Origin of the sequence: Lentibacillus salicampi, assembly GCF_004565465.1 — a bacterium.
In the GTDB taxonomy this organism is placed as follows: Bacteria; Bacillota; Bacilli; order Bacillales; family Amphibacillaceae; genus Lentibacillus; species Lentibacillus salicampi.
On sequence record NZ_SRHY01000057.1, the window covers coordinates 1 to 18,459 of the forward strand.

General features: G+C 42.8%; 20 protein-coding genes. 9 read left to right on the plus strand and 11 right to left on the minus strand.

Annotated features, from left to right (window positions below; all coding sequences use genetic code 11):
* Nucleotides 1-228: hypothetical protein (locus E4U82_RS20185; protein WP_209300602.1), on the plus strand; the 228-nt coding region annotated here is incomplete at its 5' end.
* On the opposite strand, the gene mreBH is transcribed toward E4U82_RS20185, so the two are convergent.
* Nucleotides 210-1,217, minus strand: a complete 1,008-nt coding sequence (mreBH, locus tag E4U82_RS18100) for a rod-share determining protein MreBH (protein ID WP_135111618.1) — start codon at nucleotides 1,215-1,217, stop codon at nucleotides 210-212. The genes E4U82_RS20185 and mreBH overlap by 19 nt on opposite strands.
* A 475-nt stretch (nucleotides 1,218-1,692) precedes the next feature.
* Here mreBH and E4U82_RS18105 point away from each other — a divergent pair, with 475 nt between their 5' ends.
* Nucleotides 1,693-2,547 carry a CAP domain-containing protein gene (locus E4U82_RS18105; RefSeq protein WP_135111620.1) on the plus strand — a complete coding sequence of 285 codons (855 nt, stop codon included), beginning with the start codon at nucleotides 1,693-1,695 and terminating at the stop codon, nucleotides 2,545-2,547.
* A 70-nt stretch (nucleotides 2,548-2,617) separates the two neighbouring features.
* Here E4U82_RS18105 and E4U82_RS18110 read toward each other — a convergent pair whose 3' ends face one another.
* The 8 genes from E4U82_RS18110 to E4U82_RS18145 all read right to left on the minus strand — a co-directional run bounded on the left by E4U82_RS18110 (nucleotide 2,618) and on the right by E4U82_RS18145 (nucleotide 11,809).
* Entirely contained in the window at nucleotides 2,618-3,232 is a 615-nt protein-coding gene (locus tag E4U82_RS18110) for a hypothetical protein (protein ID WP_135111622.1), read from the minus strand.
* Nucleotides 3,233-3,338: 106 nt separating this feature from the next.
* Nucleotides 3,339-3,956, minus strand: coding sequence for a response regulator (locus E4U82_RS18115; RefSeq protein ID WP_209300603.1), 618 nt, complete (start codon nucleotides 3,954-3,956; stop codon nucleotides 3,339-3,341).
* A 608-nt stretch (nucleotides 3,957-4,564) separates the two neighbouring features.
* On the minus strand, nucleotides 4,565-5,476 hold the full coding sequence (gene nikC, locus E4U82_RS18120; protein ID WP_135111624.1) for a nickel transporter permease: 912 nt from the start codon (nucleotides 5,474-5,476) through the stop codon (nucleotides 4,565-4,567).
* A gap of 53 nt (nucleotides 5,477-5,529) precedes the next feature.
* A complete protein-coding gene (locus E4U82_RS18125) occupies nucleotides 5,530-6,534 on the minus strand; it encodes an ABC transporter permease (RefSeq protein WP_135111625.1) in 1,005 nt (334 codons plus the stop codon).
* Nucleotides 6,535-6,695: 161 nt separating this feature from the next.
* Nucleotides 6,696-8,354 carry an ABC transporter substrate-binding protein gene (locus E4U82_RS18130; RefSeq protein ID WP_245183646.1) on the minus strand — a complete coding sequence of 553 codons (1,659 nt, stop codon included), beginning with the start codon at nucleotides 8,352-8,354 and terminating at the stop codon, nucleotides 6,696-6,698.
* 81 nt (nucleotides 8,355-8,435) lie between these two features.
* Nucleotides 8,436-9,425 (minus strand): ABC transporter ATP-binding protein, encoded by a 990-nt coding sequence (locus E4U82_RS18135; RefSeq protein WP_135111628.1) that lies wholly within the window; start codon nucleotides 9,423-9,425, stop codon nucleotides 8,436-8,438.
* Nucleotides 9,422-10,420: an ABC transporter ATP-binding protein gene (locus tag E4U82_RS18140; RefSeq protein WP_135111630.1), complete on the minus strand. Its 999-nt coding sequence runs from the start codon at nucleotides 10,418-10,420 to the stop codon at nucleotides 9,422-9,424. Before E4U82_RS18140 ends, E4U82_RS18135 begins: the two co-directional genes overlap by 4 nt.
* A gap of 228 nt (nucleotides 10,421-10,648) precedes the next feature.
* Complete coding sequence (locus E4U82_RS18145) at nucleotides 10,649-11,809, minus strand: MFS transporter (RefSeq protein WP_135111632.1); 1,161 nt, start codon at nucleotides 11,807-11,809, stop codon at nucleotides 10,649-10,651.
* 257 nt (nucleotides 11,810-12,066) lie between these two features.
* On the opposite strand from E4U82_RS18145, the gene E4U82_RS18150 reads away from it, so the two are divergent.
* The 5 genes from E4U82_RS18150 (at nucleotide 12,067) to E4U82_RS18170 (ending at nucleotide 15,499) form a co-directional block, all read left to right on the plus strand.
* Nucleotides 12,067-13,062 carry a glutaminase gene (locus tag E4U82_RS18150; RefSeq protein WP_135111633.1) on the plus strand — a complete coding sequence of 332 codons (996 nt, stop codon included), beginning with the start codon at nucleotides 12,067-12,069 and terminating at the stop codon, nucleotides 13,060-13,062.
* A gap of 22 nt (nucleotides 13,063-13,084) precedes the next feature.
* Entirely contained in the window at nucleotides 13,085-13,750 is a 666-nt protein-coding gene (locus tag E4U82_RS18155; protein WP_135111635.1) for an SOS response-associated peptidase, read from the plus strand.
* A 109-nt stretch (nucleotides 13,751-13,859) separates the two neighbouring features.
* Entirely contained in the window at nucleotides 13,860-14,330 is a 471-nt protein-coding gene (locus tag E4U82_RS18160; protein ID WP_167751481.1) for a low molecular weight protein-tyrosine-phosphatase, read from the plus strand.
* Nucleotides 14,331-14,345: 15 nt separating this feature from the next.
* Nucleotides 14,346-14,651 (plus strand): YtxH domain-containing protein, encoded by a 306-nt coding sequence (locus E4U82_RS18165; RefSeq protein WP_135111639.1) that lies wholly within the window; start codon nucleotides 14,346-14,348, stop codon nucleotides 14,649-14,651.
* 23 nt (nucleotides 14,652-14,674) lie between these two features.
* Nucleotides 14,675-15,499, plus strand: coding sequence for a YihY/virulence factor BrkB family protein (locus E4U82_RS18170; RefSeq protein WP_135111641.1), 825 nt, complete (start codon nucleotides 14,675-14,677; stop codon nucleotides 15,497-15,499).
* A 31-nt stretch (nucleotides 15,500-15,530) separates the two neighbouring features.
* Here the strand turns inward: E4U82_RS18170 and E4U82_RS18175 are convergent, their stop codons facing one another.
* Complete coding sequence (locus E4U82_RS18175; protein ID WP_425339541.1) at nucleotides 15,531-16,736, minus strand: MFS transporter; 1,206 nt, start codon at nucleotides 16,734-16,736, stop codon at nucleotides 15,531-15,533.
* Nucleotides 16,737-16,825: 89 nt separating this feature from the next.
* Between E4U82_RS18175 and E4U82_RS18180 the strand changes: the two genes are divergently transcribed.
* Both E4U82_RS18180 and E4U82_RS18185 read left to right on the plus strand, forming a co-directional pair.
* On the plus strand, nucleotides 16,826-17,218 hold the full coding sequence (locus E4U82_RS18180) for an OsmC family protein (protein WP_135111645.1): 393 nt from the start codon (nucleotides 16,826-16,828) through the stop codon (nucleotides 17,216-17,218).
* A gap of 251 nt (nucleotides 17,219-17,469) precedes the next feature.
* Nucleotides 17,470-18,264 carry a YfkD famly protein gene (locus E4U82_RS18185; protein ID WP_135111647.1) on the plus strand — a complete coding sequence of 265 codons (795 nt, stop codon included), beginning with the start codon at nucleotides 17,470-17,472 and terminating at the stop codon, nucleotides 18,262-18,264.
* On the opposite strand, the gene E4U82_RS20055 is transcribed toward E4U82_RS18185, so the two are convergent.
* A partial coding sequence (locus E4U82_RS20055) for a hypothetical protein (protein ID WP_167751482.1) occupies nucleotides 18,249-18,459 on the minus strand: 211 nt, incomplete at its 5' end. The two genes, E4U82_RS18185 and E4U82_RS20055, sit on opposite strands and share 16 nt — an antisense overlap.

Here is an 18,459-nt window from a genome sequence, read left to right on the forward strand (position 1 = left end):
CAAGCCATATTTTCAATTATTTACCATCTCCCTATGCCCTGTTATGACAGGGATACAGTACATTCTCAGTCCGCTCAAGCTTTGAGAAAACTGGAAATTTATACTGTAATTCGTAAACTTATGCTAGTGATCCAACGTAAAATAACTCATCAAAAAAGCCGCGCACCATTATTGGTAAGCACGGCTTTCCGGATTTTCTGTATGGCCCATTATTTGGCAGCCTTCTGAAGTTTCGAAATCATCTTCAGGGAACGTCCTGTTCCGATTGCTACGGACTCGAGCGGGTTTGGTGCGATATGGACGGGCACAATGATTTCATCTGCAAGCCAGTCCTGCAATCCGTTCAGCTGGGAGCCACCGCCAGTCAGCACAATGCCGCGGTCTACGATATCTCCGCTCAATTCAGGCGGGCAATTTTCCAGAGTTGCCCGGATGGTTTCCAGAATTTGTTCCAACGATTCTTTCAGCGCGGAGTAAACTTCTTTTGAGGACACGGATACCGTTTTGGGTAAGCCAGAGACCATGTCACGTCCGCGGACTTCCATGGATTCTTCGGCATGATCTTCATCCGCATGACCGATTTCCATTTTAATATTTTCTGCGGTACGTTCACCGATCAAAATATTGTATTTCTTCCGGATATAGTTAATAATTTCCTCATCCATTTTGTCGCCGCCGGAGCGGATGGAATTACAGGAGACAACGCCGCCGAATGAGATGATACCCACTTCAGAAGTTCCGCCGCCAATATCAACGATCACATTGGCAATAGGCTCATCAACCGGCAAATCTGCGCCAATGGCAGCTGCAACCGGCTCCTCAATCAAATGGACCTGTTTGGCACCATAACTGGAAACGGCGTTATGGATCGCACGCCGTTCGACCGATGTGCTTCCGGATGGCGTACACACGACAACAGTTGGCTTGCGCATGGATAAGCCCATTTTCTTGCTGACTTTTTTCAATAATTCTTTCAGCATTTGTGCTGTCACGTCGTAATCTGCAATCACACCGTCTTTCAACGGGCGGATCGGGACAATATTCTGGGGCGTCTTCCCAACCATTTCTTTTGCTTCTGATCCGACAGCTACAACATTTTTCGTATTTAAATCAATCGCCACAACTGATGGCTCGTTCAATACAACACCTTTTGACTTGGAATAAATCAATATATTGGCCGTACCTAAATCAATTCCGATCTCTGCGGTTGATAACATGTTATGCTCCTCCAATGATGTTTATAATCTATGAACAATAAGGATCTATCAATTCGTGATGACAAAAGTCCACATTTTACTACAATACCCTTCTATAATATACCACGATTTATGGGGGTGGATAAATAGCTTACAAATATAGGAAGGAGTTGAACTCATCTTCTCTCCCAAAACGCTTCATTCCCTTCTATTTCAAATGATCATGTGTGAAAAATCAAGTAACATTTCGTTTACAGTTAGCCGCTGATTGTAATATACGGGTGGTGTTCGGACAGGTGTCAATACTCATTTTGTTGTAATTTTTACCACTGCATAAAACCTTTTCCTATAAATATGACATTTTGTGTATTTTTGTGCCTGATGTATACCATTTTCTGAAATATCTATGAAGGCTGGAAAACGATGCCAGTAATGTTACAAAAAAAGCCATGGTATGATGATTTTGCAAAACAAAAACACAGGAGAGGTGACATCAATGTTTAACAAACTCGTCGTCGGTTCAATGACCGCAGCGTTACTATTTGGGGGAGCATTTCAAACAACTTCAGATGCTTCTGCAAGCACAAATAATTCTCAGAATCAATCCGTTCAGCATAAAATCTATTATTCTGGTAATGGTAGTGATCGGACTGAGCTTTCAACCAATCGGTTCAATAACTATTTAAATAACTGCTTCCCGCAGATTAATTGGAACAAGCAGCAAAATCAGGAGCAGTCCAAGCAGGATAAACCGGAACAAAACCAGGAGCAGCCTGAAAAAGGTGACAAGTCAGACCAACAACAAGATAAATCAGGACAAGACGAATCACAACAGGACAAGTCAGAACAAGACAACTCAGAAGAGCAAGCACCGGACAAGCAGCAAGAACAACAAACAGAGCAGTCAGAAGCACAAGCACCACAACAGTCGGCTGAACAGCAAAAACAACAAGATCAGTCACAATCACAGCAGCTGAGTGAATTTGAGCAGCAAGTGGTTGAACTGACAAACCAGGAGCGTACGGCACAAGGTTTGGACCCGCTTAAAGTTGATACAGAATTAAGCAAGGTAGCACGTGAGAAATCTCGTGATATGGCGGCTAATAACTACTTCTCACACGACAGTCCGACTTATGGATCACCATTTGATATGATGAAACAATATGGTATTTCATATCAGACAGCAGGTGAAAATATCGCTAGAGGACAGCGCACACCTGAGCAGGTTGTCAATGGATGGATGAACAGTGAAGGTCATCGTGAAAATATCATGAATCCGAACTTCACGCACATCGGTGTTGGCTATGTTGAACAAGGCAACCACTGGACACAGCAATTTATTGGAAAGTAAATAAGAAAAAATGAGATAAAAGCTCTGCGTTCAGCAGGGCTTTTTTTCTAATCCAAATAAAAGAAAACATTTAATCAAAAATATAATGGCTTAATAAATCACCGGAGAAGTATCCTTCAATACCTTTTGTTGTTAAAAAATAATCAATGATTTCTTGTTTCGTCAGACCAAGTTCTTTTAAGCCCCGCGTAATTATTTTTAAGTAAGAGTTTGAAGGAGGTGTGATCTTTTGATTTTTCATATTATAAGTATCGGTGAATGTAAACATAGGACAACCGGCTTCATTTCCAAGATAAATTAATCGGCCATACCAGCCAGCCGTTATGTCAAGATATCCGTTGTCAATTATCTTGTCTACATCAATATTTAAATTTCCAGTGTTGTTTTCTTGTTCCACGACTTCGATGAACTGTTCGGTAGTAATCAGATACTGTCTGGCAATCGTCTTGGACTCCGGGTTCTTTTCATGATCAATGAAAGCAACACCGCCTTTTCCCCATTTGCTTTCTTCTTTTGCAAAATACTGTGTATAAGGGAGTTCTTTTTTACAGGTGATTTTAGGAGGCGTCTTGTCGGAACAGCCCGACTCAGCTTTATTCGAGCCTTTTGGCGCACCCCCATAAATATAGCATAGAAACCGATCCTCACAAATGTTGGATCCGTAACTCACATACCAAACGTTCATTTTAATCTCCTCCTGCGGGGTTAATTGGTCTTGAACCCTAAGTTTTCTTATTGATTAGATGGGGTCAGTGTGAATACTAATTATTGTCATTAACAGAATGATCGTGTCATATAATGAGCCTGTATTTATTTTTTGGCCGGCCTTGTTTCCCATATTGGGAAAGGACTTCAACTTCACCTTTATTTACCAGATAGCTTAAATATCGGTGAATCGTTTGATAAGCGATAGGCAATTCTTCTCTGATTCCATCAATTGTTACTGGCTCTGACTGGCGAATTAGCGTTTGTTTGACTGAGAAAAGGGTTGATGTATTGATGCCCTTTTCGACAAATACCTTCTTATCATCCCCAGTAGTAAGTCTTGCAATCTTCAAATTGATGCGTATGCGGGAGATGAGATCAGGTGCTTTTATCGGTTTGAGCGCAAAATCGCTCGCACCTGCCTGCAGAAAAGCGTCCGCTATCTCCTGACGTTCATCAATCGTGAGGATAATAATGGGGGTTTTTGTATTGATTTTCCTTATTTCCTTTGTCGTTTTCAGGCCATCCCAATAAGGCATGTGATAATCGAGAAGTATTAAGTTGGGATTAAGTGCCTTATAAAGTTCCAGGGCTTCTTTACCAGTTGATGCTTCGATTGTATTCCAGTTTGCATAAGTGCAAATTTCAGATAAAGTAAACCGGATATCCTCATTATCATCGGCGATTAATAGAGTTATCGGCATGTGTCTCACCTTCCTTTTGGATTGGGAGGGAAATGATCATTGGTGTGTGTTAGCAATGAACAATGTTCACTGTAATGGTTCCTCAATGACTGTTCTCTTTTGACAAACGATAGACCAATGAGGGAAGACTGTTCTGCACTAAAGCCTTTCTTCCATATTTCATCCAAGTGTGTATTTTAATGTCTCTCCCATTATCTACAATACAAATTATAACCGATTCATCTATTCTTTTGATACCGATGTGGATATATCCTGCTTTTCCAGTAAAAGACTTTGGCAACTTCCATAATATTGAAGAGAGCACTTGTGAACCGTACGTATTGGCATAAGATCCTGAATCTACTTTTAAATCAATATGCTTGTCTGAAGCCCGGATAGCTTATAAAATACTCAAGCTTATTCACTTACCGAAATGGGTTGTTTGATGTCTTTATGGAGGATTTTGGAGATCATGCATTTTTTATCAACCGACCGAGCTGAAAATGAGCAAGTGTATTATTGTTTTCGCATGTATTTTCATCGTATAAAGTATATAAGTGCAAAAGGTAAAGCATTTGCTTTACCTTTAATCGTCTTAATAATTATAATACTCGATTTGATGGTTACTGCTAATCTTTTAATTTAGGATCTAATGCATCCCTCAGGCCATCACCGAAAAGGTTGAAACCAAGAACAAACAGAAAGATGGCGACTCCAGGGAAAGCAACAACCCAAGGTGCATTTTGTAAAGCTGCACGTCCATCGCTCAGCATGGCTCCCCATTCTGGTGTTGGCGGTTGTGCTCCAAGACCCAAAAAGCTTAGTCCAGCGGCATCCAATATGGCTGTTCCAATTCCTAATGTCATTTGTACTATAATTGGTGCAAGGCAGTTGGGTAAAATGTGCCCGAATAAGGTTCTGAGGTTTCTTGCGCCAATAGCTTTTGAAGCCTCAATATATTCAGTTTCTTTAACAGATAAAACAGAGGAACGAACAAGTCTGGCAAACTGGGGGACCCCTACAATTCCAACCGCAATCATTGCATTACGAAGACTTGGACCGAGTATGGTAACTAACGCAATCGCCAATAAAACACTGGGAAATGCCAGCATGATATCAATCACCCGCATAATGATCATGTCTATCCAACGACCGAAATACCCGGCTATACTTCCCAAAGTTACGCCAACAATCATTGAAATCCCAACCGCTATGACACCAATTTGAATGGAAATACGGGTGCCAAATACGATGCGGCTGAATATATCTCTGCCAAGTTCATCGGTTCCCAGCCAATGATCGACAGACGGAGGTTGATAACGATTCACAATTGACTGGTCTGTTGGGCTGTGTGTAGCAATTAATGGTGCTAGTAAAGCAGTGAGTAATAGTATTATGATAATACATAAGCCTATCACAGAAGTTTTACTTTTTAATATACGCAAAAAGGATTCTTTAAATAAATTGTTTGTTTTTGGATGTTCTTGATTATTGAAGGTACCAGTGTCTGTGTCTGGTGTTGAGTCAGGCTGTAGGGACAAAATTGGCACATCCTTTCACTTTGAAATCTGATTATGGTATATCCATCATGCCATTACTCGTACTTGATCCTTGGATCAAAATATTTGTATAGTATGTCTGTGAGAAGGTTCACCAAAACAAATATCGTTGCGATGATTAATATAGTACTCTGAACTATTTGATAATCCCTGGCAAGAACGGCTTGATATACGTAACGGCCAATACCGGGCCAGGAAAAGATAGTTTCGGTTAATACTGCACCACCGAGCAAAAAACCAAATTGTAATCCAATTATAGTTAACACAGGAAGAAACGCATTTTTCAATGCATGCTGAAATATGATTAATTGTTTTTTGAGACCTTTAGCAGCGGCTGTTCTTATATAGTCCTGCCCCATTACCTCAAGCATGCTTGATCTTGTCATCCTTGCAATGACAGCCATTGGTATTGTTCCTAATGCCAAACCAGGCATTAATAAATGAAAAAATGCGTCTTTAAAGGCACCCCAATTTCCTGATAGAATACTGTCCAATAAATAGAAATTGGTTATTGTTTCTAATTCAACCGTGGATGCTAATCTTCCTGAAGGAGGTAAAATTTTTAATTCAACAGCAAAAACCCAAATCATCATTAACCCGAGCCAAAAAATAGGTAAGGATACTCCGAATAGTGCGCCAGTCATGCTAACATTATCAAACCAGGAGTATTGTTTTACAGCCGCGATAACGCCCGCCAATATCCCTATGACCATTGCCAAAATCATAGCAAAAATGGTAAGTTCTATAGTGGCCGGCAATTTTTGTGCTATTTCTACAGCAATATCTTCTTTAGATTGAATTGATTCACCTAAATCCCCCTGTAAAATCTTTCCGATGAAATTGCCGTATTGCACGATATACGGATCATTTAATCCCATTTCTTCACGAAGTAATTCGAGTTGAGTTTCTGTCGCCTTTTCTCCCAGCATACTTTTAGCAGGGTCCCCTGGTATGAGGTGAACCAAAGAAAAAGTAAGGATAGAAACACCAAGAAGCACCGGAATAAGCATCACTAGTCTTCGAATAATGTATTTCAGCATGTTTTCATCCATCCCTTTGATATGTACATATAGAATATAAATTATCAATTATCAATAAATTTCAAGGCTGAAATTAAAATTCCAAGGGATTGTCATTATCTATAAAGACAACCCCCGGGCAACAGACATTAGTCTTGACGTTATATAATGGACCTTTAAGATTATTTTTCTATTTCAATTAAGTTAAATGGCTCGCTTCCAGTTGGATGCGGAACATAATTTTTCACGTTCTTATTTGCTGCCAATGGCGGTGTTGTATGCGCTATTGGGAGCCATGGAGCGTCTTCATGGATGATTTCCTGTGCCTCCATATACAGTTCCGTACGTTTGTCTTGATCTGGCTCGGATTGCGCTTCTATTAATAGGTCATGAACTTCATTACTTTTATACATGGCAGTATTTCCTGCATCAGGTGTTGCATTATCTTTATCTAGTAAATAATATAAGAAATTGTCTGGGTCCCCATTATCACCTATCCATCCAAGAAATTTCATATCGTAACTCATATCTTCTCCTGAAGTATGGGTATCCCAGTCGTTTTCAATAATTTCAACATTGATATTCACATCTTTCAGCATTTCCTGAATGGCCTGTGCTGTCACCTTTGGCTGTGGCATATAGTCTCTTGGATTGGAAAAAGTATGAAGTACCAAGTCCATTCCGTCACCATATCCCGCTTGTGACAATAGCGATTTTGCTTCTTCAGGGTCGTAGCCATAGTCCTCAATATCGTCATTATGTCCCCACATTGACGGAGGAATTGGGTTTGTGGCTGGTTTACCAATACCTTCATATAATTTCAGTAATTCATCTTTGTCTATGGCTAAATTTATTGCCTGACGTACTAGCTTTTCCGACATCGGGCCTTCTTTATCAGTGTTGAATGCCATATAGCCCACATTCATAGAAGGTCTATAAATAGCCTGCAAGTTCTCATCTGATTCGACATTTTGAATATCCTGCGGGTTCAATCCATTCATTATGTCGATCGAGCCAGCTTGAAGTTCCATAAAACGTGCTCCATTATCTGGGATTGTACGGAATATCACCTCGTCGACTTTTGCCGCTTCTCCAAAGTAATCTTCGTTTTTAGTTAAAGTTATACTGTCATCTGGAACCCATTCCTCAAAAATAAATGGACCTGTTCCAACTGGATTTTTAAAGAAGTCCTCACCATGTTTTTCTATTGATTCAGGGCTTGCTATACCAAAGGCTGCCATTGCTAAAGTGTTAAGAAAGGGGGCGTTTGGCTCTGACAATGTAAATTGGACTTCATACTCATCAGTTGCTTCAACATTTTCGATAATACCTTTTGGATTATCATCAGTGGCACGAAACATTGCCCCGTAGTAAGTGAATTCAGCAGACGTGGTCCACCTTTCAAAGTTATATACGACAGCCTCTGCGTTGAAATCTGTACCATCATGGAATTTTACATCATCACGTAACTGAAATGTCCAAGTTAACTTGTTATCACTTACCTCCCAATCCGTAGCAAGCGAGGGTTTAACGTTGGTGCCTTCTTCTTCATATTGGACTAATGTATCATAGATCTGGTTGGTAACATATATGGATTCCCCGTCAGTAACTGCTGCAGGATCCAACTGGAGCGAGTCGTTACCGCGCCCAAATATAAGTGTGTTTCCGTCGTCCGACCCTTCATCCGCCTGTTCATCTTCATCTGCTTGCCCCTGGTCTTCCGCATTGGCGTCATCCGATGCTCCGTCGCTTCCTGATCCAGCATCGTCAGTACAGCCGCTTAGGACAAGGGCAACCATGAACAAAAATGTGATAAACATTAATAAATATCGCTTTTTCAAAATAGTCTCCCCCTCTGTACAGTTTTTGCAAAAAGCCTTTCTCCCGATGGTTCACAAACTTTCACAACGTTTAACATCTGATTAAGTTCCCTGCGCCACCACCTCCTTGGCGAAGTGACAGGCAGCCATCTGCCCGTTTTCTGATACGCGTTTGTATCGTGGTGCTTCAGCATGGCAAATGTTCTGTGCAATTGGACACCTTGTATGAAATTTGCATCCGGTTGGCGGGTTGGCAGGCGACGGCAGATCACCTGTCAGGAGAATGCGCTCTCTTTCATGGTCCGGATTGGCCTCAGGCACGGCCGACAGAAGTGCTTGTGTGTATGGGTGTTGCGGGTTATTGTAGACCTCATGTACATCGCCGATTTCCACAAGTTCCCCGAGGTACATGACAGCAACTCGGTCACTGATATGGTATACGACACTTAAATCGTGCGCGATAAATACATATGTCAAATTGAATTCATCCTGCAACTCTTCCATTAAATTGATGACTTGTGCCTGGATTGAGACATCCAAGGCAGAGACCGGCTCATCACAAATCACCAGTTCAGGATCGAGTGCCAGCGCACGTGCAATACCGATCCGTTGGCGCTGACCGCCGCTGAATTCGTGTGGATAGCGTTCTTTATGCTGTGGACTAAGTCCAACGACATCCAGCAGGTGATCCAACTTTTTCTGCCTTTCCGATTTCGGTACGTTGAAAATCTTCATCGGTTCCATAATCGTTTTCTCAATGGTTTTTCGTGGATTCAGGGAGGCGTACGGATCCTGGAAAATGATTTGCATATCCTGTCTCAGTTTTCGGAGCTGCTCACCCTGGACGGATGTAATATCCTGGCCTTTAAAATAGATTTCACCTTCCGTCGGTTCCAGCAATTTCAGCATGAGCCTGCCAGCGGTGGATTTGCCGCATCCGCTTTCCCCAACAAGACCGAGCGTTTCACCGGTATTGACCGAAAGTGAAATACCATCGACAGCTTTCAGGACAGGCTTTTCTCTGCTGAACAATTCCTGGTTTTTTAGTGGAAAATGTTTTTTTAAATGGTTGACTTCGAGTAATGGAGTCATGTCGAAACCGCCTCTTTTGAGTCTTCGTATAATAAACACCGGACATGGTGGTTATTGTCAACTTCCTTTAACTCCGGATCGATGTTCAAACAGCTTTCCATGACATGTTTGCATCTGGGTGCAAAGCTGCAGCCTTTTGGGAGTCCATGCAAATCCGGGGGAACTCCGTCAATAGCCTCCAGTTTATGCTTTTCCGGCGTTATTTTAGGGATGGAGTTCATCAGGCCAAGTGTGTATGGATGCTTGCCATGGTCAAACAGGTTTTTCGTTTCGGAAAACTCGGCCGGCTTTCCGGCGTACATAACCATGACCCTGTCGCATACTTCAGAAACAACTCCCAAATCATGGGTAATCATGATGATTCCCATATCCAGTTCCCGCTGCATCCTTCTGAAAAGGTCCAGAATTTGTGCCTGGATGGTGACGTCAAGCGCCGTTGTTGGTTCATCGGCAATCAAGAGTGATGGATTGCATGCAAGGGCAATCGCAATCATGATACGCTGCCGCATACCGCCGCTAAACTCATGCGGGTAGCTTGTAAGTCTTTTTTTCGGATCCGGAATTCCAACCAGGTTGAGCAGTTCCAGAGACCGGTCTCTTGCCTGTTTTTTCGAGAAATTTTCATGGGCACGTATGGTTTCGACCATTTGTTTTTCCACAGTGAAAACAGGGTTCAATGATGTCATCGGATCTTGAAACACCATGCCGATTTCCTTGCCGCGAATTTGTCTAAGCTGTTTTTCTTTTTTATCAAGAAGATTTTCACCCTTGAAATAGATGCCGCCATCAACAATTTTTCCTGGTGGGGAAGGGATGAGGCCAAGTATGGACATGGCGGTGATGCTTTTACCCGACCCTGACTCACCGACAATACCAAGCGTTTCGCCCGGCTTGACGGAGAAATCAATCCCATCTACGGCTTTAACGGTGCCTGCTTTTGTGAAAAAATGGGTATGTAGATTGACGACATCAAGGAGTGGAGTGTCTGTATCCATGTTGATCCTCCTTTGCTGTTAATGCTTTTGAATTATATGCATAATCAGAAAATTATTACCCTTCATTATACAGATTGTCTAACGTTTATGTAGTTTTTCTCTTATTTCTCAAAAAATTAGAAAAAGGAATGGAATGAAGAAGAAAAAGTCTGATGGAAGGGTTCTATCGGCCAATAAAAGGCACGGAATGCTGAGACGGCATCCCGTGCTGAATATAATCGGCGGGGTTCATCCCCGTTGTTCTGCCAATTTGTGCTGCCCATACATCGAAATTCCAGCTGCAGCGACCGAAAAAATGACAAACAGACCGCCGACAGTCGCATTCTGTTCAACAGAAATGTGTTCAATAACCAGTCCACCGACCAGTGATCCAACTGCGATGCCAAGGTGAAGTGCCGAGTTATTCAGACTCTGCTGTATGTCCGAGGTCTCGGGTGACAGTTCGATCAAATAACTTTGTGTAGCTGGTGCCAAGGTCCAGCTCAGCATACCCCAAACGACTAGGATAACCAAAAACACCGGTAGTGCAAATGTCGTGTACGGTAACGTAAACATCACGAGTGTAAATAATACCGTCGTTGCAATAATGGTATTCCTGGCCCCCCATGTATCTGAAAGGGTACCGCCAACCGCACCCCCACTGACAGCTGCAATTCCGAAAATCATATAAATGACACTGACCCATGTTCCGTCCACCCCTAAGGTTGTCTTGGCAAAAGGTGTCAAGTAGGCATAGAGGATCGTGTGACCTGTCATAAATAAAAATGTGATGGCTTGTCCAAAAAATACTTTTCGATTTTTCAGGGTCGCCAGCTGCTGTTTGATCGGACTGGAAGGTTTCGGTTCGACATGACCCATCCAGAAAAACACACCGGCGATCGACAGGATGGTCAGGGCTGAAATCAGCACGAACGGGGCGCGCCAGCTAAAAGCATTGCCCAGCAGCAAACCGATTGGAAGACCAAGCACAATCGAGGCACTGACACCCATGGATACAAGTCCGATTGCCCGCCCGCGGTACTTCAACTCAACAATTGACGGGGCAATGGTCAGACACAATATAATCAACAGTGATCCGCTTAACGCTGATATAACTCTTCCGATAAAAACAACACTATATGTTGGACTGAACACGGTCACGAGATTTCCCACGAGAAAGATGATCAGGGAAATAAGTGTCAGCTTCCTGCGTTCGATACCTGAGGTGAGGAGCAACAGTATGGGGGCGCCGACAGCAAAAATCAGTGAAAAGATCGTAATCAGGAAACCGACCTGGCCGAGATTGACATTTAAGTCGTCCGCTATCAGATCCAGTATCCCGCCGATAATGAGTTCGACCATTCCGACAACGAATGCGACGATCATTAAAAAGTAAACACGTTTGTTCATATTATGACGCCTTTCCTAGTTTTTCTCAAAACATAATCGTACCCCCATCAGGTTCAAAAAACAAGCATAAATATTGCTCACTAATCAGCGTTTGTTTCTTTTCATCACCCTATTTCAGCGGTATAATAATAGTGATAATAGGGGGTAAATAAAAAAGCTTATGAAAAAAACCCCCACTCGTTGAAGTTTCACTTTACTTTTGATATCAAATCATGAAGAATTCCTCTTACAGGCATACTATGACAAGAGGTGATTGTATGGTACAAGGAGTTGCAAACTGGAATACCGGTGAAACACAGGAGTGGCTGCAGCAATATGTTGATGACTGGGTGGCTTTTTACCGAAAACATATCAATGACGGCAGTGTCGCAACTTACATTCCGGAATTGCAGAAAGCCGACCCGAATGATTTAGGCATTGCGATAATCGGTAAAAATGGGTTATCAGTACGGTCAGGTGATACGGAAATCCCGTTCACATTGCAAAGCATTTCCAAGGCAATCACGTTTATTGTGGCCTGCATGGATCGGGGCGTTTCGTATATGCTTGATACTGTTGATGTGGAGCCGACTGGTGAGGCATTCAACTCGATCATGCACTTGGAGATGAAGCCTGTCAAAAAACCGCTGAACCCGTTTAATAATGCCGGAGCGATCACGGTGACATCCACGTTGCCGGGAGAAACATCGGATGAACGACTGGAGCCGGTATTTCAGCTGCTTGAAACGATGCTGGGCTATCGTCCCGAATTAAATGTTGACGTCTATGAGTCAGAACGGGATTCATCAACGCGAAACCGGGCAATCGGCTATTACTTACTTGAGATGGATTTTTTGGAGTCGGATTTGGATATCACATTGGAGACTTATTTCAAACAATGCTCAATTGACGTGTCGATAGATGATCTCGCACGGATTGGCATGATCCTCGCCAATGATGGCATGGATCCCAAGAATGGTGAAGAAATAATTCCAAGGCAGGTGGCGCGGATCACGAAAGTTCTGATGCTGACATGCGGGATGTATGATGCCTCGGGGAAATTTGCCACTTATGTCGGGATTCCAGCCAAAAGCGGTGTCTCCGGCGGTATTTTAGCTGCAGTTCCGCCAAGAGTAAGAGAAGAAATTATGCCGTTTACCGACGGTTGCGGCATTGGAGTTTACGGGCCTGCTTTGGGGGATAAAGGCAATAGTATTGCCGGGATTCGCTTGCTCCGGCACATTGCCACACAGTGGGATTTGAGTATTTTTTAATTTACTGAACGGGGGTGAAACGATGTGCGGCCGTTACACATTGCTGGCCGATGAACTGGAAATTTTGCAGGAGTTCGGGATTGACCAGCCTATTGCGGATTACGAACCAAGTTATAACATTGCACCCGGACAAAATGTGCTTGCCATCATTCACGACGGCAACCAGAAACGCGCCGGCTATTTGCGCTGGGGGCTTGTCCCCTCGTGGGCAAACGATGAAAAAATTGGGTATAAAATGATTAATGCCCGCAGCGAAACAGCTCATGAAAAACCAAGCTTTAAGCCGCTGATGGCACGGAAACGCTGCCTGATCGTTGCAGACAGTTTTTACGAATGGAAGCGTGATGGGGAAGAAAAGCAACCCAAGCGGATTCGACTAGGCGATCGGGGGTTATTTGCGTTTGCCGGGCTGTGGGACAAATGGGAACAAGGTGATCAAAAACTTTTCACATGCACGATTCTGACAAAGGAAGCAAATGACTTTATGCAGGATATTCATCATCGGATGCCAATCATTTTGCCAAAACATAAAGAAGACGCGTGGATTGAAGCTGGTAACCAACCACCAGAAGCAGTCCATCGTTTTTTGGCGTCTCTTAAGACAGAAGATTTTCAGGCCTATGACGTGGCAAGTTATGTCAATTCGGCGAAAAATAATGATGCAGGATGTATTGCACCGCTTGCTTGAATTTTTTGACGTTTTGTGTCTATTATGGAAGCAACAATAGTGGCATTTCGGGATGGCTCCTACTATAATGATAACTGGAGAACGATTTGTAAATAGGGCGGGGTTGAACGTGATACGTGTATTATTTTTATGTCTCGGAAATATTTGCCGTTCACCGATGGCAGAAGCTGTCCTCAGAGATTTGCTGAAAAAAGAACAACTTTCTGATAAAATTGAGGTGGATTCAGCCGGGCTTGGCCATTGGCATATCGGGGAAGTGCCGCATGAAGGAACCAGGAACATGCTGGATAAACAGCACATTTCCTATGAAGGAATGAAAGCGCGACAGCTACATACACGGGACTTTAGTGATTTTGATTATTTAATTGTGATGGATGATCAGAATATCAAAGCTTTAAAGGAATTTGGCGAAAACAAAGATTATATAATGGTTGCCAAACTGATGGATTTCGTCGATGAAGCGGTTGATCACAATGTTCCGGATCCGTATTTCACTGGCAATTTTGCATACACCTATGATTTAGTGTCAACGGGTTGCCAGGCATTATTGAAATATATGAAGGATGAACATAATCTATAAAAGGAGCGAATACAAATGGGAAAACAAAAATTATGCTTAGGATTATTAATTGGCACAATTGCAGGAGGACTTCTTTCCTTATTGGATCGTGATGCAAGAAGCTATGCAAAAGGCAAGATGTCAGACGTCAAAAATGGTTCATCCTACTACATTAAGCGCCCATCAGAGGCAGTAAAAGGGGTCAAGGATGCTTTCGGCCGGTTTAATACACAATTTACAAACGGTGCCGATAATGCCATCAATGCATTGGAGCAGGTCGAAAACACATTGGACCAGTTTACAAATAAGTCGGACAGGGAAGAGTTGAACAATAATTTGTAAACGACTAATGTAGGGGCGATAAGATGTGGCAGGACACGAAAAATTTTGGCATAAAATTGTTTCAGCGCATTACAAATGATGATATCTTTGGATTGGGAGCCCAGCTTGCCTACTTTTTACTGCTCTCCCTATTCCCATTCCTGCTGTTTCTGATGACGTTGACTGGCTATTTGCCGATGGATGAACAAAACGTTACGACGTTTATTCAACGGTATGCACCAGGAGAGATTTCCGAGCTGATCAATGAGAATGTGTCTGAACTGGTCAATAACCAGAGTGGATCTTTATTGTCGATTAGTATCATTGGTACGCTTTGGGCAGCTTCAAATGGGATTAATGCGATCATGAAAGGATTTAATCGCGCCTATGAGGTTGAAGAAGACCGTTCTTTTCTTGTGACACGGTTCATTGCTATTATTTTAACGGTGGCCATGGTTTTGGTTATTTGTATGGCCTTTTTGCTGCCTGTTTTTGGTAAGATGATTGGTGAATATATTTTCGCGTTTTTTGGAGCGTCCGACGGCTTTTTGAACGCATGGGATACAATGCGCTGGGGCGCTTCATCTGTCGTTATTTTTATTGTGCTTTTGGCTCTGTACAGAATGGCACCTAATAAACGGATTTATTTTAAAAATGTGGTATGGGGAGCCTTGTTTGCAACAATCGGCTGGCAGCTGGCCTCGATGGCTTTTTCCTTTTATGTGAATTCCATGGGAAATTATTCGGCAACATATGGAAGTCTGGGAACGGTCATTGTATTAATGATCTGGTTTTACCTGACCGGCGTCATTATTATGATTGGTGGCGCGATTAATGCCATTATTCGGGAGAAAACAATAGTAGATTAATTAATGAAGGGGCATCCGGCTGGGTGCCCCTTCAATTGGTGGTGTGCTGCAGCCCCGTGTCTTTTTTGAAAAGAATCGTTGCCGCTATCAGTATAAGCATAAAAATAATCACATAGAAAAAGGAAACACCCGGGAGGAACTCGATAAATAAACCGCCCAGATAAGGGCCGACCAGGCTCCCAATGCTGAATGAAATGCCTGTCATCAGGTTTCCCGCGGGTAATAATGACGCGGGCAGCAAATCGGTCATAAAGGCAATACTTAATGAATAGAGGGAACCAACCAGCATTCCGGACATGGCAAATGTGATAAATAAAGCGATGGCGGACGTTTCAAACAAGGCTGCAAAAAGAAAAGCGATAATTCCGCCGGATAGAGCAAACAGCAATATTTTTCGTCTCCCCAGCCGGTCACTCAATACCCCTAAAGGAATCTGTGTAATGATACTTGCCCCGGCAAAAAACGGAATGATTAATGACAGGATCCCTACATCATGACCAATCCGCAATCCATATACCGGAAAAATGCCATGCAGTGTCGCTTCCAGAAACCCATAGCCAAACGCAGGCAATAGCGCCACCCAGGCGATTTTTCCGGTTTGGATGAAGCGGCTGATGGAGCTGGAACTGCTGACGTGCTGAATGTTATCATCCTCAGGCATACTGTTGCGGACAAAAAACATTGATGACCAGACAAGCATACTTAAACTTGCGGATATTAAAAACGGCAATGCCTGATGGATTTCCAAAAGCCGTGTCATGAGCGGACCTACTGCAAACCCCAATCCGAATGACAGGCCATAAAATGATATGTTTTCCCCCCGTTTTTCTTTGGGACTTGTCGTGGTGATCCAGGTTTGGGTACTGAAATGCAGCATGTTATCCCCGATGCCAACTATAACCCGCAAAACAAACCAAAACCATAGTGCCTGCCAGACAGGGAATAGTACCAGCGAGATGAAAACAAGCATGCCGCCGATCATAATCATCGGTTTAAACCCAAGCTTCTGTATCGGTTTTTCCATAAATGGCGATGCGATCAGCACACCAATATACAGTCCGGTGGCATGAAGCCCATTCACAGAGGAAGGGACACCATTCTGCTCAAGAATAATGGATAATAATGGTAGAATCATTCCCTGTGAAAAACCTGATATGAAAACGAGCGCGATAAGTATCCAAAATCGTGTCTGTGCTGAAACCATTGTTTGTTTCCCCTCTCTTTCATTAAACGGCAAGCGTAAATGTTTCAACTGACTAACGTTATGGTTTACGATTAAGGTAATGATAACAACAGATATTTTAAAACAAGGAGCTGAAAATAACAATGGATTTTCATATGAAAGAAGAAGGTATACGTATTGATCTGGGCTATGGGATGTTGGATATTTCAAGTGATGAGGCACATGGTTTTCGTCCCTTTCAATTGATGGTCGCGTCCATCGCAGGCTGCAGCGCATCAGTTTTCAGGAAAATTTTAAAAAAGCAGCGCATAGATATTGAAGATATGACGATCACGGCAGAAGTCGAGCGCAACCCTGACCAGGCAAACCGGATTGAACGGATTGACCTGCATTATATTATTAAAGGGCATCATCTGGATGATGAAAAACTGTACAAAAATCTCGCTGTGGCCAGGAAAAATTGCTCGATGGTCCGTTCAGTCGAGGACAGCATAACTATTGAAGAGTCACTGGAAACAGTCGAATTAAGCCGTTAAATATTGCCGGGTATAATATTCATGTGTCCGAAAAAACTAACATTAAAAGCTGAAGCGACCGGTTAGCGGCGCACGGACTGGACTGAGCCGGAGGAGATAAAGGAAACACGATGAACGCAAGTGAATCGATGTTGACTTATCGTACGCAGGTGAAGGAAGTCGCGCTAGTCGTTGGGAGCTGAAGCTGGATACATTAAAAGCTGAAGCTGAATAGCTGGAAGCGGAAGTACTTTTTGAAAGGAATGGGACACATGAATAAACGCTTTTTATTCACCGTTTTAATGGTATTGGTTTTATTGATTCCTGTTAACAGCCTGGCTGCGGAGAAGAAAGATGAGTCAAAAGGAGAGTTTGAGGTACCGAGTCATGTTTTGAACATATCGAAGGAAAATACTTACCCTAACTCGACGGAGGATCAGGAAGTTGTGGAACCAAGCGAACTCACTCAGGAATTGATTGAAAGTGTTGAAGTTCCGATTGAGAATCCAGATTTGATTAAAATGCTTAATGAAACGTCTATTAACCCCTCGCCGATTGCATTCGGCTACCGGGGGATGGTTTATATCGGCAGATGGCCATTAAATTACGAGTCAAGTGAAACAAACATAAATTGGGAGTACCAAAAAATAAATGTAAATGAACTCAATAATATGGGCGGGGAATCTGAGAAAAAAGTGAACTATAATCAGCAGAAAAAAAAGGAAATAAAAGGCGCCCTAACGAACAAAATCGGCGACCCTGATGATATTAAAAAAATGATGCTGTTGCAGGCAAAAGATAAAACTGAACTGCCACTTGCTTATTCAACGGTCATCGGGCAGAATACGAAAAAGGAAAATTCCTACGGTGTACCGGCAAAAAAATACGGAGAACTTCAAGCATATGCCCCGGCAGTTAATGAAAAAGGACAAGTGACCTTTGGAGAGGTGTACTTTCAGTTGAAAGGAAACAATAAATCCATTGTGGTCAAAAATGTCACGAAACAGGGCATCGGCGCATGGATCCCGATACAGGATTATGTTTCATTTTCCTATAATCTTAAATAAGCAGGTTGACTTGATAAAACCCCGCTGGAAATTTTCCAGCGGGTTTTATCAACGGTAAAACGCTGCGCATCAACGGTAAAACGCTGCGCATCAACGGTAAAACGCTGCGCATCAACGGTAAAACGCTGCGCATCAACGGTAAAACGCTGCGCATCAACGGTAAAACGCTGCGCATCAACGGTAAAACGCTGCGCA